This is a genomic window from Arthrobacter sp. 9E16, assembly GCF_002929435.1.
GTDB classification, from domain to species: Bacteria; Actinomycetota; Actinomycetes; order Actinomycetales; family Micrococcaceae; genus Arthrobacter_B; species Arthrobacter_B sunyaminii.
In genome coordinates this window covers 596,148-618,262 of the sequence record NZ_PJIU01000001.1, presented here as the reverse complement: position 1 = coordinate 618,262, position 22,115 = coordinate 596,148, and the positions used below count along the sequence as shown (strand labels likewise).

Annotated in this window: 18 protein-coding genes; 10 read left to right on the top strand and 8 right to left on the bottom strand. The window is 63.7% G+C overall.

Annotation, left to right across the window (positions count from 1 at the left end; translation table 11 throughout):
• Positions 1-111: 111 nt before the first annotated feature.
• From CXR00_RS02875 to CXR00_RS02860, 4 genes are read left to right on the top strand one after another with little or no spacing between them, the layout of a single operon-like run.
• The gene (locus CXR00_RS02875; protein ID WP_104053001.1) at positions 112-582 is read left to right on the top strand and encodes a hypothetical protein; all 471 of its coding nucleotides are present in this window, start codon (positions 112-114) and stop codon (positions 580-582) included.
• Complete coding sequence (locus tag CXR00_RS02870) at positions 579-1,583, top strand: hypothetical protein (RefSeq protein ID WP_104052999.1); 1,005 nt, start codon at positions 579-581, stop codon at positions 1,581-1,583. The genes CXR00_RS02875 and CXR00_RS02870 overlap by 4 nt, the downstream gene beginning before the upstream one ends.
• The gene (locus tag CXR00_RS02865; protein ID WP_104052996.1) at positions 1,583-2,734 is read left to right on the top strand and encodes a S9 family peptidase; all 1,152 of its coding nucleotides are present in this window, start codon (positions 1,583-1,585) and stop codon (positions 2,732-2,734) included. Before CXR00_RS02870 ends, CXR00_RS02865 begins: the two co-directional genes overlap by 1 nt.
• A gap of 2 nt (positions 2,735-2,736) precedes the next feature.
• Positions 2,737-3,168: a hypothetical protein gene (locus CXR00_RS02860; RefSeq protein WP_104052995.1), complete on the top strand. Its 432-nt coding sequence runs from the start codon at positions 2,737-2,739 to the stop codon at positions 3,166-3,168.
• Between the two features lie 17 nt (positions 3,169-3,185).
• On the opposite strand, the gene CXR00_RS02855 is transcribed toward CXR00_RS02860, so the two are convergent.
• The 3 genes from CXR00_RS02855 to CXR00_RS02845 are packed head-to-tail and all read right to left on the bottom strand — an operon-like array spanning position 3,186 to position 5,614.
• Positions 3,186-3,992 (bottom strand): CAAX protease family protein, encoded by an 807-nt coding sequence (locus CXR00_RS02855; RefSeq protein WP_104052993.1) that lies wholly within the window; start codon positions 3,990-3,992, stop codon positions 3,186-3,188.
• 38 nt (positions 3,993-4,030) lie between these two features.
• The gene (gene fmdA / locus CXR00_RS02850; protein ID WP_104052991.1) at positions 4,031-5,290 is read right to left on the bottom strand and encodes a formamidase; all 1,260 of its coding nucleotides are present in this window, start codon (positions 5,288-5,290) and stop codon (positions 4,031-4,033) included.
• A 33-nt stretch (positions 5,291-5,323) separates the two neighbouring features.
• Positions 5,324-5,614 carry an FmdB family zinc ribbon protein gene (locus CXR00_RS02845; RefSeq protein WP_104052989.1) on the bottom strand — a complete coding sequence of 97 codons (291 nt, stop codon included), beginning with the start codon at positions 5,612-5,614 and terminating at the stop codon, positions 5,324-5,326.
• A 252-nt stretch (positions 5,615-5,866) separates the two neighbouring features.
• On the opposite strand from CXR00_RS02845, the gene CXR00_RS02840 reads away from it, so the two are divergent.
• Positions 5,867-7,825, top strand: coding sequence for a BCCT family transporter (locus CXR00_RS02840; protein ID WP_181032457.1), 1,959 nt, complete (start codon positions 5,867-5,869; stop codon positions 7,823-7,825).
• Positions 7,826-8,034: 209 nt separating this feature from the next.
• On the opposite strand, the gene CXR00_RS02835 is transcribed toward CXR00_RS02840, so the two are convergent.
• Positions 8,035-9,441 (bottom strand): amino acid permease, encoded by a 1,407-nt coding sequence (locus CXR00_RS02835; protein WP_104052984.1) that lies wholly within the window; start codon positions 9,439-9,441, stop codon positions 8,035-8,037.
• A 322-nt stretch (positions 9,442-9,763) separates the two neighbouring features.
• On the opposite strand from CXR00_RS02835, the gene hisC reads away from it, so the two are divergent.
• From hisC to menD, 5 genes are all read left to right on the top strand, one after another.
• On the top strand, positions 9,764-10,849 hold the full coding sequence (gene hisC, locus CXR00_RS02830; RefSeq protein ID WP_104052982.1) for a histidinol-phosphate transaminase: 1,086 nt from the start codon (positions 9,764-9,766) through the stop codon (positions 10,847-10,849).
• Between the two features lie 15 nt (positions 10,850-10,864).
• The gene (locus CXR00_RS02825; protein WP_104052980.1) at positions 10,865-12,517 is read left to right on the top strand and encodes a thiamine pyrophosphate-binding protein; all 1,653 of its coding nucleotides are present in this window, start codon (positions 10,865-10,867) and stop codon (positions 12,515-12,517) included.
• A gap of 141 nt (positions 12,518-12,658) precedes the next feature.
• Positions 12,659-14,590 (top strand): BCCT family transporter, encoded by a 1,932-nt coding sequence (locus CXR00_RS02820; RefSeq protein WP_104052977.1) that lies wholly within the window; start codon positions 12,659-12,661, stop codon positions 14,588-14,590.
• Between the two features lie 263 nt (positions 14,591-14,853).
• The gene (locus tag CXR00_RS02815; protein ID WP_104052975.1) at positions 14,854-16,563 is read left to right on the top strand and encodes a thiamine pyrophosphate-dependent enzyme; all 1,710 of its coding nucleotides are present in this window, start codon (positions 14,854-14,856) and stop codon (positions 16,561-16,563) included.
• A gap of 238 nt (positions 16,564-16,801) precedes the next feature.
• Positions 16,802-18,535, top strand: coding sequence for a 2-succinyl-5-enolpyruvyl-6-hydroxy-3-cyclohexene-1-carboxylic-acid synthase (gene menD / locus CXR00_RS02810; protein WP_104052974.1), 1,734 nt, complete (start codon positions 16,802-16,804; stop codon positions 18,533-18,535).
• A gap of 70 nt (positions 18,536-18,605) precedes the next feature.
• Here menD and CXR00_RS02805 read toward each other — a convergent pair whose 3' ends face one another.
• The 4 genes from CXR00_RS02805 to CXR00_RS02790 form a co-directional block, all read right to left on the bottom strand.
• Positions 18,606-19,379 (bottom strand): amino acid ABC transporter ATP-binding protein, encoded by a 774-nt coding sequence (locus tag CXR00_RS02805; RefSeq protein ID WP_104052972.1) that lies wholly within the window; start codon positions 19,377-19,379, stop codon positions 18,606-18,608.
• A 5-nt stretch (positions 19,380-19,384) separates the two neighbouring features.
• Positions 19,385-20,170: an amino acid ABC transporter permease gene (locus CXR00_RS02800; protein ID WP_104052969.1), complete on the bottom strand. Its 786-nt coding sequence runs from the start codon at positions 20,168-20,170 to the stop codon at positions 19,385-19,387.
• An 88-nt stretch (positions 20,171-20,258) separates the two neighbouring features.
• Positions 20,259-21,047, bottom strand: coding sequence for a transporter substrate-binding domain-containing protein (locus tag CXR00_RS02795; RefSeq protein ID WP_104052967.1), 789 nt, complete (start codon positions 21,045-21,047; stop codon positions 20,259-20,261).
• Positions 21,048-21,191: 144 nt separating this feature from the next.
• Complete coding sequence (locus tag CXR00_RS02790; RefSeq protein ID WP_104052966.1) at positions 21,192-21,983, bottom strand: transporter substrate-binding domain-containing protein; 792 nt, start codon at positions 21,981-21,983, stop codon at positions 21,192-21,194.
• Positions 21,984-22,115: the final 132 nt, after the last annotated feature.

The window sequence follows — 22,115 nt, the reverse complement described above, 5'->3', positions numbered from 1 at the left end:
AAAAACGATCTTCACAATGCTCGGCACCGGGCCGGTGACCCAATAATACATGATTGGAACATGTTCCGAACTACACTTTAGCGTGAGGCCCCACTAAAAATGAGGAACCCCATGGATAAAGACGTTCGGCAAACGGCAAAAGATGCGTTCGAGCGACTTCAGCTGCCTGTACGCGTCACACTGGAATCTCTTATCCGGCACGTCGAGACAATCCGCCGGCGTCCCATCGTCATTGTTCAAAGCGAAAAGCTCACGGGTAAGAAAATCTGCGGGCTGTGGATTCCACGGGAGAATGCGGACGTGGTCTATCACTCCGCGACGAAGGGGACTCTTCATCGCCAGCAGCTGATTCTCCACGAACTCTCGCACATGGTCCTCCGCCATGATGAAAGCGTTGAGGCCTCATGGCAGGGGGTCAAAGTCTTCCAGGAACTCTCGGGCGAGGTGGTGGCCAAGGCGTTGGCCCGCGGTGACTTCCGTTCTGATCTGGAAGCGGCGGCAGAACATCTCGCCGATCTTCTGGCCGCAGCCATCCGGGAATCCAGCCATGAAATCTACCGGTACGAGGCGTACTTCGAATGAGCAACCTGATTGTCGTGATTTTCATGTGGCTGCTCGTGCTGACACTGGCGCTCCGGGCGCGCACCCGCCCGGATAACACAATGCTGAAAGCCTCAATAGTCATCGCCGCGTCCTTAACAACGAATATCGACGGGCTCTATCTCTGGGCAGCAGAAAAAATGCCCTGGCCCAACGGGCTGGATCTGGCCGCCAACGTCCTGTTGATTTTTGGTGTCTATTATTTGTCGCGGGCCATCGCCCACGGTGCCAGAGCCGGTGACACGGTAAGCGGCAGGGAAACCTTCTGGCTGCGGCGCGCGGCAGTTATCACGGTTGTCATCATGGCGGTGAGCTTTGCCTTGATCGACGATCCTGTCCCGTCATTCTCCTTCATGCTGGATTACGGAAGCCAGCCGGCGGCAGCCCTTTACTCGGGGATTCAATACCTGTACATACTGGCGGTCATGGTGGGAACCCTGGCCACCTGCCTGAAGAACGTGCCGCATATGAGGCGCAAGCGGTTTCGCGTGGGGTTTCGGATTATTGCGCTGGGATGTGTTGCGGGCATTGTTCTCTGCATCTCCGTGCTTGTTATGGACATGGCAAACGTGACCGGCAACGAGGAACTGAGGCGTGCCGCCGGAACCGTGTATGACGTGTCCAATCCCCTGACGGTGGTGCTGCTGTCCGCCGGGTTGGCGGTGGCACCGATTGGCCGGATCCTCAGCGACCTCAGAGTCCGGCGGCAGATCCGCGTGCTGGAGCCGCGGCTCCGGGCAGTGTGGCTCTCCACAGTCGCTCAGACACCCGCCGTCAGCCTGGTGGGAACCACCGCCCAATCCGTCACCGAAGGGCACCGGAAACGCGCGCGGAACACCGCCGATACCATTCACCGCCTGGTCATTGAAATCCACGACTGGATGGACCTCTCTGAGAACCGCGGGCAGCAGATGTCACCGGCGGACAGAAGCGTAGTGAACCAGGCCGAGGCGCTGTGCCTGAAACAGGGGAGGCCGCTCTGATGGCGTGGCCAACCGTGCGCACGGTGCTGGCTGTCGCGGCCGCCGCCTGTCTGCCGGCGCTGGCCGGATCCCTGATCCGCGCAAAGGTCACGGATGCGGGCCCGGGCAGGACGCTGGCGCCGGTCCGTGGACACGGGAGGATCGGGAACCGGCAGTACCTTGACTTTGAACCGAACGGATTTGCCGCCCATCCCGGGCGGCTCAGCATGCGTGCGCCGTCGGGCGGCGGGTTAGTGGTGCTGGGGCCGCCCGCCGTCGGAACCGCGGTACGGCGGACGGTGGAGAGCGGTGACCCCGGCCGAATAATCCGGGATGGCAAAGGCCGCCTCAGCGGTCACCTGGGCGATACCCCGGCGGATTTCGGATTCGCCGCCGAGGAGGCAACCATTGGCGGGCTTCCGGCATGGATCATCCCTCCGGCTCAAGGCAGCGGTGTGTGGGTCATCCACGTCCATGGGCTGGGCAGTTCACGAAGCCAGTGCCTGCGTGGCGTGGCAGCCTTCGCAGACCTCGGCTATACCTCGCTGCTGCCCACGTACCGCACATCCCTGGACCTCGGCCCACCGCCGGGCCGCAGCCATCTGGGGCTCACCGAATGGAAAGACATCGAGGCGGCCAGACGCTACGCGCTGGATCACGGAGCCCGGAGGATCCTGTTTGTGGGCTGGTCGCTGGGTGCTTCCATTGTGCTCCGCACCATCGGGCGGTGCCCGGCGCCGAGCACCGCGGGCGTGCTGCTGGTGTCTCCGGCGCTGGACTGGCCGGCGATCATTTCGGCGCAGCTGCGGCGTGCGGGCTGTCCCGGGTTCCTGGCCCGGTGGCTGCCGCATACCGTCAATCTCCTTCGCCCCCGGGGAGAACCCGTCATCAGGTGGCGCGAAATGCCCGCAACATACATGCAGAAACATCCAAGTATCCCGACTATGATTTTTCACGGTACTGATGATCGCTCCGTACCAGTACAGCTTTCTCGGGCATTCGTTTCCCGGCAAAGCCAGCCTGTGGGATTCGTGGAGTTCGACGGCGCCCACCACACGCTGGAGTGGAACTCTGCTCCACAACTGTGGAATGAATCCGTCCAGGCCTGGTGCCGGTGCCTGGACCTGGAGACACCTGTTGACTTGACCGACCCAGTTTCGGAGGCAAAATAACCGTGGCCGCTGAAAGCGCTGCCCAGCGCAACCTGAGGGAATCCCAAATTCTCGCCCGCAAAATCGACCTGCTGCTGGATGTCGTCCAGACATCCGAGGGCAAGCCTTTTGAATTCCACGACATTCAGTCAGCCCTTGCCGAGAAGGGGATCAAGCTCTCACGCACCCGCTGGCACCACATGAAATCCGGGGATGCCACGGTCCGCCAGCCCGTAGAGGTGGTCACGGGCTTGGCCGAGTTTTTCCAGATCAATCCTTCCTACCTGCTGGAGGCCGACGGCGAAGTTCCAGAGCGTATCCAGAGTGAGTTGGAGCTGCTGGCGGCGATGCGCCGGGCTAAGGTTCGCGATTTTGCCACACGCACTCTGTCCGAGGTGGACAGCGAAACACTGGACGCCATCGCGGCGCTGCTGGACGACTCGACCAAATACTGAGGCTGCTCACGCGGCCGCTATGATCCTGCGCGGTGCATGAGAGCGTTCCCCTCCGTTACCGTATCGCGGCGCTGAAGCCACTTCCGGGTGAGGATGAACATGAACCCGCCCAAACATATATGCACCAGTACCAGCGCAATCGCGTCCGGGGCCGTGAACTCGACGTCGATTCCCGAGTCGAGCCAGCCCTGCCCGCCGAGCACCAGCCCACAAAGCACCAAGCCAAACAACCCCAGCTGAAGGACATAGGCCACCGGATCGGTGCCTGCCGGAGCCCAGCCGAGACCAACCGGCTCCACGTCCAGCAGCCGGGCCGACCCGAACTGGAAAACGCTGATGAGTGAGCTGCTGAAAATGAACAGCACGGTGACAATCCACGTCGCGATCCAGCGGCTTCGGAGGTTCGCCCAGGCATAACCCCGCAGCGCCAGTTCCTCCGGCAGCGCTTCGTAGAGCAGCAGCACAAAGGCGTTGATCAGCAGGAAAGACATGAGCGTGCCGTAGTCCACGCGCTCAATACTGATCCATCCCATCCACAGCGCGGGCAGCCAAGTCGGAGCGCCTGAGGCGACACCAACGGTGAGGCCAAAGATCACAGGTGTCAGCATGCGGCGGGACAACCCGAGATCAGCCGCCGATTTGCGGTCCACTTTGCTGCGCAGCAGGAGGATGACGGGTACCACCAGTGCGGTTACCAGAAGGGCCTGCAGCAGGGGGACCGCTGCCGCTGGTGCACTTGTGAGCCCTGCTGCAAAGCGGGCGGTGCTGATCGCCAAGCCGATTCCGGCGCACAGGACAATCCAGCCGAGAAGTGCACGCCCCATAGGTGCAAAGGCACCGTCAGCGCTTGGGCGGACCGCGTTCACCCAGCTGTACTTGCCCTTGGCGCTCCGATTCCCGGATCGATTTGGAACGGTCCCGAGGCCGAAGGACGGATATCGAAGTCGAAGATTGAGGTGGGTATGTAGACAGTGGAACAGGAGTTCGGAATGTCCACCACGCCCGAGAGCCGGCCCTCGATCGGGGCGGCGCCGAGCAGCAGGTAGGCCTGCTCGGGGCTGTAGCCGAACTTGGTCAGGTAGTCGATCGCGTGCAGGCAGGCCCGCTGGTAGGACAGGTGTGAATCCAGGTAGCGCTGCTCGCCGTCGAGCGTGACCGAGGTGCCGGAGAAGGCGATCCACTCGCTGAACTGCGGTTCCACGGTGCCGGGCATGAAGATCGCGTTTTCGTGGACACCGTACGTGTCCATACCGCCCTTGATCAGATCAACCCGCAGGTCGATAAAGCCGCCCATCTCAATGGCGCCGCAGAAGGTGATCTCGCCGTCGCCCTGGGAAAAGTGCAGGTCCCCGACGGAGAGGTTGGCGCCGTCCACGAACACCGGATAAAAGATGCGGCTGCCCTTGGAGAGGTTCTTAATGTCCTGGTTGCCGCCGTTTTCCCGCGGGGGCGCGGTGCGGGCGGCTTCGGCGCCGACACGCCCCCACTGGTCCCGGGGCACCCCGCCGAGCACTGCATGTTCTGCCTCGGGCGGCAGCGCCAGCGGCGGTACCCGGTGCGGGTCGGTGGCAATCAGGTCACCTTCGCGCTTGTTCCATTTGGACAGCAGTGCGGCCGACGGGGCGGTTCCCATCAGCCCGGGATGGATCAGCCCGGTGAACGAGACTCCGGGTACGTGCCGGGAAGTGGCCGTCTGGCCGGTGAAATCCCAGATTGCCTTGTAGGCGTCAGGGAATTGTTCGGTGAGGAATCCTCCGCCATTCTCCCGTGCAAAAATGCCGGTGTATCCCCAGCCCTGACCGGCCAGCGGTCCGGTGTCCTCCTGCGGGATGGGTCCGACGTCGAGGATATCCACCACCAGCAGGTCACCGGGGCGGGCGCCCTCCACCGCAAACGGACCGCTGAGCTTATGTACGGTCAGCAGCGGAGCGTTGAGAATGTCCTCGGCGGAGTCATCATTGACGATGGCGCCGTCGAACCATTCCCGGCAGTCCACCCGGAAGGATTCCCCGGGCTTGAGCACCTCCACCGGCGGGATCTCCGGATGCCAGCGGTTGTGGCCCAGCTTTTCCTGGTCCTCAAATTTCTTCGATGAATCGAGTGGAAAGACGGCCTTTGGCATGATTGCTCCTTTTGCTGGCGGGAACCTGGGGAATCAGTCGGGGCGGGGAAGCTTTCGGTGGAGCGGATTGGTGGCGATGTTCCCGCCGGCGGTGCGGGGAGCCGGCCCGGGAGAGCGGACGACGGCGGGCTCCGCTGCCGAGCGCTTGGTGCTTTCGATCAACCGGTACGCGCTGGAAGAAGCGCGGGAGAGGTTGGGTGCGGTGAAGCGCCGGGCGGAGGGGGTTCCGCAGGCAGGGCAGGGAAGGGAACCGGCCGCTTTGCCCATGGCAACGGAAATCTCAAAGTCTGAGCAGTCCGGGCAACGGTAGGCATAGAGCGGCATGTCATATCCCTTCGGGCATCTGCAGGAGCGGTCATGGAGGGACAAGCTGTGCTGCTCCGGCTTGCCCGTCAGCCTAGAAAGGAGCCCGTGGAGAGTCAACTATGTGGCAGGAGTGAACTGTGTGCGGTCCCTGCGGGTGCGAGTTTCGTCACAGAGGGAAGCGGCAGCCCTAGTAACGACGGAGTTTTGCACTCGGCCGGCAGTCTTCCGGAAATGGGAGCAGCCATCCCCAATGGAATAATTTCTCTCATCATGAATACAGACCCTTCACCGCCACAGCGCGTCCCAGGCAGTACTGACAGGTCAACTGCCGCCGGTCCGGCTACGGGAGCTGCCGCCGCCGGCGGACCCGTTGAACGGGTCAAGAAGGCCCTGCAACACGTTGCCTCACCGGCTTTCGGCATCCACCCCGGGCTGGTCCCGGGCATCAGCGTCGAGGACACAGGTGTCAGTTATCCGACCCGGCGCGGTGTGTTCATTTCTGCCATGGCCATCTCCCTCGCCGTTCTGGCGTGGGCGATTTTTGCGCCCGACAACCTCAGTTCCGTGGGCGCCGGCGTACAGGCCTGGGTGGTTGTGCATTTCGGCTGGCTGTTTAACGCCACCATGGTTGCCGCTGCGATCTTCATGCTGGTGGTTGGCTTCGGGCCGACCGGCAAGATCCGGCTGGGGGCCGACGACAGCACGCCGGAGTACTCCACGGCGTCCTGGATCTCCATGCTGTTCGCAGCTGGTCTGGGCATTGCACTGATCTTCTATGGGCCGATGGAACCGCTCAGCCATTTCCTCTCCCCGCCACCCTCGACCGATGCAGAGGCCGGCACCTACGCCGCTATCCTGCCGGCCATGGCGACCACCTTCCTGCACCAGGCCAGTCTCGCCTGGGTCATCTACGCTCTGGTGGGCGGCGCCCTTGCCTACGCCTCGTTCCGGCGCGGCCGGTTGCCGCTGATTTCGTCGCTGTTTGAACCGGTGTTCCCCGACGGCAACAACCGGATGCTGGGAAAGATCATCGACGTTTCCGCCGTGCTGGTGACACTGTTCGGCACCGCAACGTCGCTGGGCATCGGCGCGATCCAGATCCGCACCGGAGTCTCGATCATCACGGGCCAGGAGCTGGGTAACGGCTTCGTCGTCGTCGCCATCAGCCTCCTGACGGTTGTCTTCACCATCTCCGCTGTCGCCGGCATCAAGAAGGGCATTCGGCTGCTCTCCAACCTCAACATGACCCTGGTCATTCTGTTGACGCTCTTTGTCCTGCTGGCCGGGCCGACGTTCTTCCTGCTCGATCTGCTGCCGGCCTCGCTCATCGCGTTTGTCGGCAACCTGCCGGACATGCTGACCGTCTTCGCCGGCCAGGGCGCCGAGCAGGAGGAATTCCTGACCGGCTGGACTACCTTGTACTGGGCCTGGTGGATCTCCTGGTCGCCGTTCGTGGGAATGTTCATCGCCAAGATCTCCAAGGGCCGCACCCTGCGCCAGTTCGTCACCGTCGTCGTCTTCGTTCCCTTGACCATCTCTGTCTGCTGGTACACGGTCTTCGGCGGTACGGCCATCTGGATGAACCGGAACGGGGTGGACCTGGCCGTGAAGGGCACCGGAGAGAACGTCATGTTCGATCTGCTGGCCAACCTGCCGTTCAGCTCCGTGACGCCCATCGTGTGCATGCTCGCGATTCTGGTCTTCTTCGTCACCGCCGCCGATTCGGCCGCCAACGTCATGGGCTCGATGTCGCAGTCGGGCCGGCCCGTGCCCTCGAAATCGGTGACCATCATCTGGTCGGCCGCGCTCGGGCTGATCGCCATGTTCCTGCTGCTGGCCGGGGGCCGCAACGCCCTCTCGGGGCTCCAAGCCATCATGGTGACCTGCGCGCTGCCGTTCACCGTCATCCTCGTCGGCGTGATGATTTCCTGGGCCAAGGACCTGCGCAACGACCCGCTGATGATCCGGCGCCGGTATGCGGTGGAGGCCATCAGCGGCGGCGTGCGCCGCGGCATCGACGAGCACGGTGACGACTTCGTGTTCGGCACTGCCCATGTGCCGGAGTCCGAAGGCGCCGGTGCCGACTTCGAGAGCGACGACCCCGCCCTCACCGACTGGTACACGGACAACGTGCAGGAACCGGCCCCGGCTGATCCTGAAGCTTCCGGGGATCCTGAGGGTGCGACGGCAGAGGGGCCGGATAAGGCAAAGACCGGCGGCACAAACTAGCGGGGGGACAGCCGGACTCTTCCGGGGCGGCCGCGACTTGCGGGGCACGGCGCTGGCGATCGGCCTTGTGTTCTCCGCCGGTCTCGGCTGGCTCTTCAGTTGGTTTGGCGGGGGAGCGGGAATCCTCTGCTGTAGTTCACCGTGATGGCTTTTTGTACCTTGCCGGAGGCGGCCGGCGGCGCCTTAGGGGACATCCTCCTTTGTTCCGCTTAGCTATCAGCGGCGGCACTTCGCCGGGTGCGGGAGGAATGCGCCAGTTTGCATGCGAGGGCGATGCAGGCCACGAGCGCGACGGTGGAGAGCAGCTGTGTCCGTGCAGCCGGATCGAGGCAGGCCAGCACAAGGATGGCTGCCAGAAGGACCATGCCGGCCACCGTGAGGTACGGAAAGCCGCGCATCCGCAGTTTGAGGGCCTGGCCGGCACGGTCGGCCCTGCGGCGAAGCACAAACTGGGACAGCAGAACCGAAGCCCAGACCAGGAGCACGGTGGATCCGACGACGTTCAAGAGGGCGGGGAGCACCCGGTCCGGGAAGAAGAGCTCCAGCACAGTGGAGACAACCCCCACGGCCACCGAGATGAGCACGGCAAGAACAGGTGCTTTCGCCTTGTTGAGCCGCAGCAACGCCCTGGGCGCATCACGGCGTTCGGCCAGCGAATAGACCATCCGTGAGGCGCCGTACAGGTTGGCGTTCAGTGCCGACAGCAGGGCAACGGCCGCCACGAGGATGATGGCCGTTTCTGCCCCCGGGATCTTGGCCGTTGCCAGGACAGCGGCAAACGGTGAATCGAGGGCTTCGGAATCCCAGGGGATAACAGTGACAATGACGGCCAGTGAGCCGATGTAGAACACCAGGATGCGCCAGACAACGGTCTTGATGGCCTTGCCCACGCTGCGGGCGGGGTCGGCGGTCTCGGCTGCGGCGACGCTCACGATCTCGGTCCCGCCGAATGCGAAGATCACCACCAGCAGTGCCGAGGCAATGCCTGCCATGCCGGTCGGGGCGAAACCGTCGTTCCCGAAGAGGTTGCTCAGCCCGGGGGAGGTGGTGTCGGGCAGCCAGCCGAAGATGAGGGCGGCGCCGATCGCCAGGAAGAGAATAATGGCGGCAACCTTAAGGATCGCAAACCAGAATTCGAATTCACCGTAGTTCTTCACACCGGTGACGTTGATGAGCGAGAAAACCGCAATGAAGAACAAGGCCATGAGCCAGACGGGCAGGTCCGGGAAAACGGACGCAAGAAGACCGGCGGCGCCGATGGCTTCGGCGGCAATCACCACAACAAGCTGGAACCACCAGAGCCAGCCGACAGCGGATCCGGCCGTCTTGCCAAAGGCTTTCTCGGTATAGACAGAAAATGCACCCGAGCTCGGATTGGCCGCAGCGAGTTCGCCCAGGGCCTGCATCACGATGATGACCAGGGCGCCGGCCACGAGATAGGAAATCAGTACGGCGGGTCCGGCCGCCTGGACACCCACCCCCGATCCAAGGAACAGCCCGGCGCCAATTGCGCTGCCGAGCCCCATCATGGTCAGCTGGCGGGAATTCATTGACCGTCCCAGACCGGACCGGTTCTCGGGTGGTGCGGAGCTGGTTGTCAGATCAGCAGTGGTCATGCAGGTGCCTCACAAGCGTCAGGTGCGGAGGTGCTCCGCATCGAAAAAGAAATCGGGGACGGGCCGGCGGCACACTCGTCAATGAGTGGGGTCCAAACGCGGCAGCCTCGGAGTGACGCTAATCACAAAAGCGGTCATGAGCAAATTCGCGGAGAAAGGTTGTGCAATTTGTACAGCAGATAGACGGCGAACTCCGGCCAAAGGTGGCACTCTGTGAGGTGTTTGCTGTGCAGCTTGTTTTGCGTGACCGGTATTACTTAGCCTCATTGGGCGGCGCGCCGGCGCTGCAGCTTATCCTTTGCTCCGGCCCATCAGGAGAATCATGAACATCACGCACCGCGCCGGGCTTGAAAACTTCCCGCCGTACCGCCAGGGAAAAGCTCCCCGGGCCGTTGACGGCCTGGAGGCCTTTAAACTCTCCTCGAACGAGAATCCCTACCCTCCTCTGCCTTCCGTGGTGGAGGCCGTTGCCGGCGCCGTGTCCAGCATCAACCTTTATCCGGAGATCGCCGCGGAAGAACTCCGCGGTGCGATCGCGTCCCGCTGGGCGGTTTCACCGGACAACATAGCGCTCGGCGCCGGGTCGGTGGAGGTTGCCAGCCAGATCATCCTCGCCGTGACCAATCCGGGGGACCAGGTGATGTTCGCCTGGCGGTCCTTCGAGGCCTACCCGCTTCTGGCCACCACTGCAGGGGCGGAACCGCAGCCCATTCCGCTGGCCGAGGACGGCGGCCACGACCTTCAGGCGATGGCCTCCGCTGTCACCCCAAGAACCCGGGTGATCTTTCTCTGCAATCCGAACAATCCCACGGGCACGGTCCTCAGCGCCGCAGCGGTGGACAGTTTTATCTCATCCGTCCCCGCGGATGTCCTCGTGGTGCTGGACGAGGCCTACGTCCACTTCAACCGCGATGCCGACACCGCCGTCGGGATCGAAATGTTCCGCAAGTATCCCAACGTTGCTGTTCTGCACACCTTCTCCAAGGCCTACGGGCTCGCCGGGCTGCGCCTGGGTTATGCCATTGCCGGCCCGGAGCTGGTTGTAAATCTCCAAAAGGTGGCTGTTCCGTTCGGAGTCACGTCGCTGGCACAGCAGGCCGGGCTGGCATCCCTGCTGGCCGAAGATGAACTTCAGGAGCGGATTGATGTGCTCGTCACTGAACGCCGGCGTGTGTACGACGCGCTGTTGGCTGCCGGGCTGCCGGTGCTTGCGTCGGAAGCCAACTTTCTCTGGCTCGACAGCCGGGACCGGACGGGCGCTCTCGCCGCGCTCTTTGAGGAGAACGCCCTTTCCGTCCGCGTCTTTCCGAACGAGGGCATCCGCATCACCATCGGTGCACCTGTTGCCAACAACAGGATTCTCACCGTCGCCCGTCAGGCAGCGGCCCTGCTGACACCACAGCACTGATCTCAAGGAACCGACATGACTGAACAACTGAACGTATCCGACGTCGTCGCGGAAGTGTGTGCGCGTCACTCCGAGGTCGTGTTTGGCCTGATGGGCAACGGCAACGCCTTTTTCACCTCCAATCTCACGTCCCGCGGCCTGCCTTATGTCAGCGCCCGGCACGAGGCCGGAACCGTGGCCATGGCTGACGCCTATTACCGTGCCTCGGGCAGGATTGCAGTGGCAACGGTGACCTACGGAGCCGGTTTCACCAACTCCCTGACAGCGCTGACCGAAGCTGCCAAAGCCCGGATTCCGATGGTGCTGGTTGTGGGGGAGGCTCCCACAACCGGAGCCCGGCCGTGGGACATCGACCAGCTGATGGTTGCCCGGGGTCTGGGGGTGCTCACCCTCACCGTCGCAGCAGGAAACGCGGAGCGTCTCACTGAAGAAGCCTGGTCCACGGCCCGCAACGAGCGGCGTCCCGTGATCGTGTCCATTCCCTACGACCTCGCCAATGAAGCTGCCGGGACCCAGGAGCCGGCGGCGCATCCGCAGCCTGCCGCGCGGGTGCTGCCGGACCCGGCTGCCGTGGAACGCGTCGCGGCACTGATAAATCGTGCCAGGCGTCCCCTGATCCTGGCCGGCAACGGTGCCGTGGTCTCCGATGCGGGAACAGCCCTGGTGGAACTGGGGGACAAGGTAGGTGCGCTGTTTGCGACTTCCCTCATGGCGCGGAATTACCTCGATACGCCCTGGGATTTGGGTATAGCGGGGGGCTTCGCACGAAGGGCTCCGCTGCAGATCATGCGCTCCGCCGACCTCGTCCTCGTTGCCGGTGCCAGCCTGAACGCCTTCCAGGCCCGCTACGGATCCCTCTTCGCTGAAGACGCCGAGGTCATCCAGATTGATGAAGCCGATGCGCCCACGAACCCCCGGGTTTCGAGCTTCATTCAGGCCGATGCCCGGGAAACCGTTGTGGCACTCACGGAAGCAGTTTCCGCTGTGCAGGGCGGGTGGCGGACGCAGCATCCGGAAGTGACCGCGCCGTCGTTCACCTCTGACCCTGCCGCGGACGAATTTGCGGCCGACGGGCGGCTGAATCCCCGTGCCGTGGCGCAGCAGCTCGACGCCGTCCTGCCCGCGAACCGCACCATCGTCCAGGACGGCGGGCACTTCTGCGGCTGGATCCCGATGTACTGCCAGGCACCTGACCCGCAGGGGCTCATGATGGTGGGCACAGCGTTTCAGTCCATCGGCCTGGGCATCCCGGCAGCGGTGGGCGCGGCGGTGGCCCGTCCGGACCGGACCACCGTGCTCATCGCGGGCGACGGCGGAGCCCTGATGGCGCTGGCCGACCTCGAATCGGCCGTCCGCGCCATTCCCAGCGGAGTGATGGTGGTGTTCAACGACGCCGCCTACGGCGCCGAGGTTCACCAGTATGCAGCCCGGGGCCTCGACGACACAGCCATGCAGATCCCCGAAGTCGATTTCAGTGCGCTGGGCCGCGCCATGGGTGCGCGCGGCGTGAAAATGCGTTCCCTGAGCGACCTCACGGAGCTGAAGGAATGGCTTGCCGACGGTGCTGAGGGTCTCTTTGTGCTCGATGTTGCCGTCACGCAGGGCGAGGTGGCCGATTATATGCGTGAAAGCATGGCCCCCATCCTTGCCGCGGCAGCTGCGGGGTAGGGAACAAAGTAGCGTTCCGAAATGCAATTAGCATTAGTTGGAATTCACTGCTACTTAAGCAGTGAATAGCATTCCTTCCAATAGTGTTCTAATTGTTATGAATTAGAGCGGTGGCAGGTAAATGCGCTAAAGTCGTGCGTTATGAATTCTGACCCTTCACATTTTGACGGAGCGGCAAACAGCACGGACAGGCCGCCTGCGCCCGGTTTGCAGGGACAGAAACCGGGCGGGCGGCCGGTCGAACGGGTAAAAAAGGCACTGCGCCATGCCGCTTCCGAACCAACGTTCGGTCTTCACCCCGGACTTGTGCCGGGAATCAGCGTTGAGGACACCGGGGTTGGTTTTCCAACCCGGCGCAGCGTGTTCATTGTCGCGCTGGCTGTTTCCCTGGCAATCCTGACGTGGGCAACACTTGCGCCGGCCAACCTCAACCTGGTCGGCACCGCCATGCAGGGCTGGGTGGTGGTTCGCTTCGGGTGGCTGTTCAATGCAACCGTGGTGGGCATCGTGATCTTCATGCTGGTGGTGGGTTTTGGCCCCACCGGCAAGATCCGCTTGGGTGCCGACGACAGCACCCCGGAATACTCGACTCTGTCGTGGATCTCCATGCTGTTCGCCGCCGGTTTGGGTATTGGGCTGATTTTCTACGGACCCATGGAGCCGCTCAGCCATTTCCTTAGCCCTCCGCCGTCGACGGATGCCGAGGCCGGGACCTCCGACGCCATCCTGCCCGCCATGACTGACGCCTTCCTGCACCAGGCGTCCATCGCCTGGTGCATCTACGCCCTGGTGGGCGGGGCACTGGCTTACGCCTCCTACCGGCGCGGCCGCCTGCCGTTGATTTCCTCACTCTTTGAACCGGTTTTTCCGGACGGCAACAACCGTGTTTTGGGCAAGATCATCGATGTCTTCGCCGTGTTGGTCACCCTGTTCGGCACAGCGACGTCGCTGGGCATCGGCGCACTCCAGATCCGCACGGGCGTTTCGATGATCACCGGGAGGGAACTGGGCAATGGTTTCGTCGTCGTGGCCATCACCATTCTGACGGTTGTCTTCACCATCTCCGCAGTGGCCGGCATTAAAAAGGGCATTCGGCTGATGTCCAACGCCAACATGACCCTGGTCATCCTGCTCGCAGCTTTTGTCCTGCTGGCAGGACCGACCTTCTTCGTGCTGGATCTGCTGCCGGTTTCACTCATCGCGTTTTTCGACAACCTGCCGAACATGCTCACGGTCTTTGCCGGCCAGGGCGACACGGAGGAGGCGTATCTGACGGCCTGGACGACGCTGTACTGGGCCTGGTGGATTTCGTGGTCCCCGTTCGTGGGAATGTTCATTGCGAAGATTTCCAAGGGCCGGACCCTGCGACAGTTCGTCACCGTGGTGGTGTTTGTTCCCTCGGCCATCTCCATCGTCTGGTTCACGGTCTTCGGCGGCAGCGCCATCTGGATGAACCTGGAGGGCAGGGACATGACGGTGGTGGGTGCCGGGGAGAATGTCATGTTCGATTTGCTGGGACATCTTCCGTTCAGCACCGTGACGTCGATTGTCTGCCTGGTGGCCATTCTGGTCTTCTTTGTCACCGCCGCGGACTCCGCAGCCAACGTCATGGGGTCCATGTCCCAGTCGGGGCGGCCGGTCCCCTCGAAATCGGTGACCATCGTGTGGGCTTCCGCGCTTGGACTGATCTCCATGGCCCTGCTGCTGGCCGGCGGACGCAACGCACTCTCGGGGCTGCAGTCCATCATGGTGACCTGTGCCCTGCCCTTCACCATCATCCTGATCGGCGTGATGGTGTCGTGGGGCAAGGAGCTGCGCAATGATCCCTACATGATTCGCCGCCGGTATGCACTGGAGGCCATTAGGGGAGGAGTGCGCCGGGGTATCGGTGAGCACGGTGACGACTTTGTCTTCGGTGCCGCTCCCGTGTCGGAGGACGAAGGAGCCGGCGCCGACTTTGAGAGCGATGACCCCGCGCTCACCGAGTGGTACACGGAGGCCGTGCAGGATCCGGACGTCGTGGAGGGTCCGGAGGAGCAGCCGGACAAGGTAAAAGCCGCCACCGCCGACTAGCGCCTGGACCGGGGTGAGCCGTTGCTGCCCGGGTGAAAGGGAAGCGGGAGCCATCTTGGTTCCCGCTTCCGCGGTTTAACGGTGCCCCGGAAGGTATCGCTCCGGACACGGGGACCGGATCTCGTCACACTACGCCGCATATCGGCCCGGTGCGGTTAGGATGATCCCACCTCGAAACCAAGCAAGTGCTTTGCTAACGGAAATCGAACGGACATTGACAGTCCGACGGCGCATTGATGTATCCGAGCAACGAAAGTGAATAGATGACAACGACGTCAGAGCTGCCTCAGGCATCCTCCTTTCCCCGAGTATCCGCTCCCTCCACGGCAGCAACCAGCTCCGCGACCAAGTCCGCCGGCCACGTGATTGTTGATTCGCTGGCTGCTCACGGAGTGGAGCGGGCCTACGTGGTGCCCGGCGAAAGTTTTCTGGATGTGCTGGACGGACTGCACCAGTCAGCGATTGAAACCGTCGTATGCCGGCATGAAGGCGGGGCCGCCTACATGGCCGAGGCCGCAGGCAAGATGCAGCAGCTTCCGGGCATCGCCATGGTTACCCGCGGCCCGGGCGCGGCAAACGCGCACGTCGGCCTGCACACGGCCTGGCAGGATTCCACGCCCATGGTGCTTTTTGTGGGCCTGATTCCGTTCGAGCACCGAGACCGTGAGGCGTTTCAGGAATTCGATATCAAGGCCTGGTTCGACACCGGCGCCAAACGGGTGATGGTCCTGGACCACGCCGAGCGGGCGTCCGAGATTGTGGCCGAGGCGATCTTTGCCGCGATGAGCGGCCGTCCGGGCCCCGTCGTCGTCGGCCTTCCCGAGGACATTATTCGCAAGGAAATCAGCGCCGACCTGCATCCGCCTATTCCGGTTGCCCCCGGCGGCATGACAGTGACGGACTGGAAAGCGCTGCAGGCTGCGCTGAAGGAAGCGGACAAGCCGCTGTTTGTCACCGGCGGCAATGACTGGACGCAGGAAGGCGCAGACGCCCTGACCCGGTGGCTGGAGGAACACAACCTCCCCGCCGCCGCTGAGTGGCGCTGCGAGGGAATCGTACCCTTCGACTCACCCTCCTACGTCGGGCCGATCGGGTACGGCAGGCCGAAGCCCACGTACGACCTGCTCGAAGAAACGGACCTGCTGGTCTTTGTCGGTACCGTGCCCGGTGACGTGCTCACCGATGGTTTTGTCGCCAGGCAGGACTGGGGCAAGAAGAACTTCCTCGTCACGATCGATCCCTCGCTGCGCGGCCGTTCCGGTCCGGTTTCCTACCAGATCGTCGCCAAGCCGGATGTCTTTGTCCGTGACCTGGTGCTGATGGATCTGCCGGTGAAGGACGAGTGGATGGCCTGGACTTCCCGCATGCGCGGTGAGCAGGAATCGTTCGCCGCCCTGCCGCCCGCCGGACCGCAGACCGGGCAGGCACGGATGGACACCCTGATGGCGCATCTGGTGCCGACGCTGCCGGATGACGCCATGGTCACCCTGGGCGCAGGCGAGCACACCAACTGGGCCCACCGCTATTTCCCCACGAAGCGATACGCCTCCATGGTCAGCGCCCGTAACGGTTCCATGGGCTATTCCGTGCCATCGGCGGTAGCTGCGTCGCTGACCTACCCGGGCCGGCGCGTGGTGACCATCGCCGGCGACGGCGAGTTCCTGATGAACGGCCAGGAGCTGGCCACGGCCGCCCAGTACGGGGCCACCCCGCTGGTGATCGTCATGGACAACCAGGAATATGGCACCATTCGAACCCATCAGGAGCGCCACTACCCGGAGCGGGTCTCCGGCACGCAGCTGAAAAACCCCGAGTTTGCGCTCATGGCCCAGGCCTTTGGGGGTTTCGGCATCAAAGTGGAGCGCGACGCCGATGTTCCCGCAGCCATCGAGGCTGCGCTGAAGGCTATCGATGAGGACAAGACCTTTGCGCTCATCCACCTGGTTGTCGAGCAGCGCGTGAAGGCGTACTGAGCGTACTGAGGAAGGGGTCGGCTGTCCGCGGCCATCTCGCTGCGGCTGCGCCCTGCCACATCCTCCACTTGGGGAAAAGGCGACCGGTTTGGGATTTTGCTGCCGCTGCGGAACGGCAGGGATCTCCCAAAACGGAGGGGATTTCCCAAACCGGAGCAGACGACGACGGCTGCCTGCCTTTCAGGCCGGTATCGACGGCTGACGATACACGCCCGTCCCCGAACCCTAGGATGGAGAGGTGACCGGAACCTCGAAATCTCCCAGCCCGTCCGCCTCCGCCGCATCCTCCGACCCGAAGGCGGGAAGCAATCTCAGTTCGCTGCAGGCCGCCCGCTCCGCGGTGGCCGCACTGACCGCGGCAGGGGTGACCGACGTCGTCATTGCCCCGGGATCGCGCAGCGCCCCGCTGGCTTACGCGCTGGCGGAGGCCGAGGTGCAGGGACGGGTGAAGGTGCACGTGCGGATCGACGAACGCGTTGCCGGGTTCACTGCGCTGGGCCTGGCCCGCGGCGGACACCGGCCGGCCGCCGTCGTCACCACCTCCGGCACCGCGGTGGGCGAACTGATGCCCGCCGTCATGGAAGCCCACCATGCCGGCGTGCCGCTGGTGGTGCTCTCCGCCGACCGGCCCGCGGAGCTGCACGGGACCGGCGCCAACCAGACCACCGTCCAGCCCGGGATCTTCGCCGAGTTTCCCGCCTCCACCGCGAACGTCCGCGCCGGAGATGACCCCGCCGGAGCCATCGGTGCAGCCTTCGACGCGGTCACCGCCGGCAGCCCGGTGGGGCCGATCCACATCAACCTGCAGTTCCGTGACCCGCTGATCCCGCAGGACAGCGACACCGCCGAACTGGCAGTCCCCGACGCCGAAACTCCAGCCGAACTCCCGGCAGAACCCGTCGCCACCGGCCGCGAGGCAGCGGCCCTGGCCAACCACCCCGGAACTCACCGCGCCGTGGTCATCGCCGGCGACGGCGCCGGCGAGATTGCCGCACTGTTTGCCCGCCGCGCAGGATTGCCTCTGCTGGCCGAGCCGTCCTCGAACGCCCGTTTCGGCCCGAACGCGATTGGCGCCTACCGCCTCCTGCTGGAGGAACTGGGACCGGAGGTCGAGCGCGTGGTGGTCTTCGGCAGGCCAACCCTGTCCCGACCCGTCGCCGGACTGCTCGCCCGCAGGGACGTGGAGAAGGCCATTTACGTACCGCGCCCGGTGAACTGGTTTACCGCCGGACGCCGCCCCGAAACTCTCATCACCGACCTGGCCGGACTGTTCGACTTTGCCGGCGAAGGCACTCCCGGCTGGCTGGAACGCTGGCAAACCGCCTCCGCCGCGGCGATGGCCGCGGTATCCTCGCTGCTCGACGGGGAGAGGGAACTAAACGGCCTGCACGTGGCGGATCTGGTGTGGGACCACACGGACGGCAACCTGGTGCTGGGCTCTTCCAACCCCATCCGGGACATGGACCTGGTGGCGGCCCCGGACTGGCATCCGCTGGACGTCTACGCCAACCGCGGCCTGGCCGGCATTGACGGCACCATTGCGACGGCGGCCGGCATTGCGCTGGCCAACGGCATCCCCACCCGGGCGCTGCTGGGCGACCTCACCTTCCTGCACGACGCCGGCGCCCTCCTGCTCGGCCCCGGCGAACCTGAGCCGGACCTGCAGCTGGTGGTGCTGAACGACGGCGGCGGCGGCATCTTCTCCACGCTTGAGCACGGGGCGCTGGGGGAGCGCGAAGAGTATGCCGCCGTCGTCGAGCGCTTTTTCGGCACCCCGCACACCGTGGACCTGGCCGCCCTGGCCGCCGCCTACGGAGTGCCGCACACGCTGGTCCGCACGGCGGACGAGCTCGACGACGCCCTCGACGCCCCGGTCACGGGCCGCTCCATCCTGGAGGTTCCGGTGCGCCGGGACGCCCTGCGGGAACTGCACGCGGCGGTCAGGAGCGCCGTGCAGAACGTGCTCAGGTAACTTTCCACGGCACCAACAAAAGCAGCTCTCCCGCACGTGACGTGCGGGAGGGCTGCTTTGCTGTGGAAGGCTAGAGCACCTTGGAGAGGAACTCGCGGGTGCGGGGGTGCTGGGGGTTGTCCAGCACGTCGCTCGGGCGGCCCTGCTCGACGACGACGCCACCGTCCATGAACACCACGCGGTCACCGACTTCGCGGGCAAAACCGATCTCGTGGGTCACCACCATCATGGTCATGCCCTCTTCGGCCAGCTGGCGCATGACGGCGAGGACGTCGCCCACCAGTTCGGGGTCCAGGGCGGAGGTCGGCTCGTCAAAGAGCATCATGTCCGGATCCATGGACAACGCCCGGGCAATGGCCACACGCTGCTGCTGGCCGCCGGAAAGCTGCGCGGGGAACGAGTCGCCGCGGTCGGCCAGGCCCACCTTGGCCAGGTTCTTCTTGGCAATTTCCTCAGCCTCGGCCTTGCCGCGCTTCTTGGCCCGGCGCTGGGCGAGAGTGAGGTTCTTCAGCACGTTCAGGTGCGGGAACAGGTTGAACTGCTGGAACACGATGCCGATCCGGGTGCGGACCTTGTCCAGATCCGTCTCGGCATCGGTGATATCTACGCCTTCCACCAGGATGGTGCCGCTGGTGGGCTCCTCCAAGCGGTTGACGCAGCGCAGCAGGGTGGACTTGCCGGAACCGGACGGGCCGATCACGCAGACCACCTCGCCCTGGTCCACGTGGAAGTCGATGCCCTTGAGGACTTCGTTGGAGCCGAAGCTCTTGTGCAGGTTCTGAACCTGGATGGCGGGCACCGCTTTATTGGCGGTGGCGGAGGAGCTGTATGCTTCAGCGCTCATGGAAGTCACCGGCCTCTCTGGTTGTGGCGTTCAAGGCGTGCCACCAGCTGCGTCAGCGGCAGCGTGATGATCAGGTACATCAGGGCGGCAAGCACCAGCGGCGTGGCGTTGGCGTTCTGCGAGACGGCGTCGCGGGCAAACGTGGTCAGTTCGCGGTCCGCCAGCGCCATGCCGGCGATAAACAGCAGCGAGGTGTCCTTGATCAGGATGACGAGTTCATTGGTCAGCGGCGGCGTGATGATGCGGAACGCCTGCGGCAGGGTCACGGAAACCATGGTCCAGGCCGGTCCCATGCCCAGGGACCGGGCCGCTTCGATCTGGCCGGCCGGTACCGCCTGGATGCCGGCGCGGATGGTTTCGGCGATGTAGGCGGCCGAGACCACGATCAAGGCAATCAGGCCGGCGCCGGCGTTGCCTCCGGGCGGGCGCCAGGAGAAGGCGATCGGCACGGCAAAGGCAAAAGCGAAAATGACCAGCAGGGCAGGAAGTCCGCGGAAGATTTCGATGTAGGCAGTGGCGGCCCAGCGGTACGGGGCCACGGGGGAGAGCTTCATCAGTGCCAGGATCAAACCCAGTGCCAGGCCGCCGGCGAAGGCGATGGCGGTGTAGATGATGGTGTTCTTCGCGGCCACGGTAATGATGGTCGGGAAGGCCTTCCTGGCCACCTCGGCGTCAAAGAAATTCACCCCGATGGCTTTCCAGTCCGCAAGCAGGACTATGGCCGCTACGACCAGGATGAAGATGGCATACAGGACGCCCCGGAAAAGGCGTCTGCGGGTGGACGGTTTCAAAATGGAGCCTTCCGCGGAAGATAAGTGTGGCGCCGTCCCGGATTGGGTCACAACCCGGGACGGCGGAACGTTCGGTGCTTGTCAGTGCTTATTCAGCGAAGTACTTGTTGTAAATCTCGGTGTACTTGCCGTTGTCCCGCAGCTCGGCCAGCTGGGCGTTGACCTCTTCGATCAGGGCGGTGTTTTCCTTTTTGGTGGGGAAACCGTAGGACTCGTCCGTCTCGTATTCTTCTACGATGTCGTAATCGCCCTCCTTCGTGTGGGAGGTGTTCACGGCAATGTCCTGCAGGATGGCGTCAATGCTGCCGCCTTGAATGGCCTGGAAGAGTTCACCGTCGCCGGGGAATTCCAGGATTTCTGCGCCCTGGACGTTCTCCTGGGCATAGGCGGCACCGGTGGTGGACTGCTGGACACCCAGACGCTTGCCGGCCAGATCGTCGATGCCGGTGATGTCGGAACCGGCGGGCACCATGAGGGTCTGCAGCGACTCATAGTACGGATCGCTGAAGAGCAGGTTTTCGGAGCGTTCCGGCGTAATAGTGACCGCACTCGCGCTGAGGTCGCACATTCCCGCACTGACGGCCGTGCCGCCCTGGATGGCCTCAAAACCCTGCTGCTGGATCTCGGTTTCCAGACCCATACCGGTGGCAATCTCGGTGATCAAGTCGATATCGAAACCGGTGTATTCGCCGTTCTCCACATACTCAAACGGAACGTAGGGGATTTCCGAGCAAACCGTCAGAGTTCCTTCCGAGACCAGGCCAAGCCCGGAATCGGCGGCACCGTCAGCGGATGAATCGTCGCCGCCGCAGGCGGTCAGTGCCAGGGCGCTTAGGGTCACCGCGGCCAGGGCGGTTCTGCGTGCTTTGTTCAGCATGGATTTACAACCTTTTCGTGGACGGAGCCAGTGGCGATTGCCCCTTCATAAACAGATGAAAGCACTCTAGATTCTACGCATGCCATATTTCATCAGGATGTCGGGCATGAGTGCGCCGTTCGCGTATTTGGCTCCGCGTACGCGTTATTCGGTGAAATACCTGTCGTAAATCTCCTGGTACTTACCGTTGCTGCGCATCTCGGCCAGCTGGGCGTTGATCTCCTTGATCAGCTCCTCGCTGCCGTCTTTCTTGGCAGCCAGCCCGTAGGACTCGCCGGTGGCGTAAGTCGCCGCGATGGTAAAGGCATCGTCGCCGGTGTGGCCCAAATTCACGGGCAGGTCCTGCAGGATACCTTCGATGTTGCCGGCCTGGAGCGCCTGGAAAAGCTCCGCATCGGTCTGGTAGGCAATGACCTCCGTGTCGGAGGGGGCGTTGTCACGGGCATACGTTTCACCCGTGGTGCCCTGCTGAATGCCAATCTTCTTGCCCGCCATGTCCTCCAGGGACTTGGCCTGTGAATCGGAGGAGACCAGCAGTGACTGCAGGGAGTCGTAGTAAGGGTCGGAGAAAGCGAGGTTCTCTTCGCGTTCCGGGGTGATGGTCATGGCCGCGGCGATCACATCGCACTGGTTGGCGGCCAGGACGGTGCCGCTCTGCAAGCCGTCAAAGCTGGCATTCTGCACTTCCATCTCCAGGCCCATTCCGGCGGCCACCTCACGGCTGAGGTCCATGTCGAAGCCGGTGTATTCGCCGTCGTCGCCCACATACTCAAAGGGCACAAACGGAACATTGGAGCAAACCGTCAATGCGCCGTCGTTCACGAGCGGAATCCCGGATTCCGTTTCCGCAGAACCGCTGCCGCCGCTGCAGGCAGTGGCGGTCAGGGCGCCGACAGCCAGGACGGCGGCCAGGGCGGTGCGTGTTTTGTACAGCATGGGAATTACAACCTCGAAATCGGAAAGGGACGGGACCGGCCGGATGGGCCGGTGCTGCTGCCTGAGTCATGCATAAATATGCACGATCACTCAATTATACGCACTCCGAAACGGTGCGATACACAACCTTCG

What these genes read in the sequence shown, in the direction of transcription:
- CXR00_RS02840 (WP_181032457.1), top strand. Translation starts at nt 5,867, where the DNA reads ATGAATACAGACCCTTCACCGCCACAGCGCGTCCCAGGCAGTACTGAC.
- CXR00_RS02865 (WP_104052996.1), top strand. Translation starts at nt 1,583, where the DNA reads ATGGCGTGGCCAACCGTGCGCACGGTGCTGGCTGTCGCGGCCGCCGCC.
- CXR00_RS02795 (WP_104052967.1), bottom strand. Translation starts at nt 21,047, where the DNA reads ATGCTGAACAAAGCACGCAGAACCGCCCTGGCCGCGGTGACCCTAAGC.
- CXR00_RS02845 (WP_104052989.1), bottom strand. Translation starts at nt 5,614, where the DNA reads ATGCCGCTCTATGCCTACCGTTGCCCGGACTGCTCAGACTTTGAGATT.
- CXR00_RS02875 (WP_104053001.1), top strand. Translation starts at nt 112, where the DNA reads ATGGATAAAGACGTTCGGCAAACGGCAAAAGATGCGTTCGAGCGACTT.
- CXR00_RS02790 (WP_104052966.1), bottom strand. Translation starts at nt 21,983, where the DNA reads ATGCTGTACAAAACACGCACCGCCCTGGCCGCCGTCCTGGCTGTCGGC.
- fmdA (WP_104052991.1), bottom strand. Translation starts at nt 5,290, where the DNA reads ATGCCAAAGGCCGTCTTTCCACTCGATTCATCGAAGAAATTTGAGGAC.
- CXR00_RS02825 (WP_104052980.1), top strand. Translation starts at nt 10,865, where the DNA reads ATGACTGAACAACTGAACGTATCCGACGTCGTCGCGGAAGTGTGTGCG.
- CXR00_RS02815 (WP_104052975.1), top strand. Translation starts at nt 14,854, where the DNA reads ATGACAACGACGTCAGAGCTGCCTCAGGCATCCTCCTTTCCCCGAGTA.
- CXR00_RS02855 (WP_104052993.1), bottom strand. Translation starts at nt 3,992, where the DNA reads ATGGGGCGTGCACTTCTCGGCTGGATTGTCCTGTGCGCCGGAATCGGC.
- CXR00_RS02805 (WP_104052972.1), bottom strand. Translation starts at nt 19,379, where the DNA reads ATGAGCGCTGAAGCATACAGCTCCTCCGCCACCGCCAATAAAGCGGTG.
- CXR00_RS02835 (WP_104052984.1), bottom strand. Translation starts at nt 9,441, where the DNA reads ATGACCACTGCTGATCTGACAACCAGCTCCGCACCACCCGAGAACCGG.
- hisC (WP_104052982.1), top strand. Translation starts at nt 9,764, where the DNA reads ATGAACATCACGCACCGCGCCGGGCTTGAAAACTTCCCGCCGTACCGC.
- CXR00_RS02820 (WP_104052977.1), top strand. Translation starts at nt 12,659, where the DNA reads ATGAATTCTGACCCTTCACATTTTGACGGAGCGGCAAACAGCACGGAC.
- CXR00_RS02870 (WP_104052999.1), top strand. Translation starts at nt 579, where the DNA reads ATGAGCAACCTGATTGTCGTGATTTTCATGTGGCTGCTCGTGCTGACA.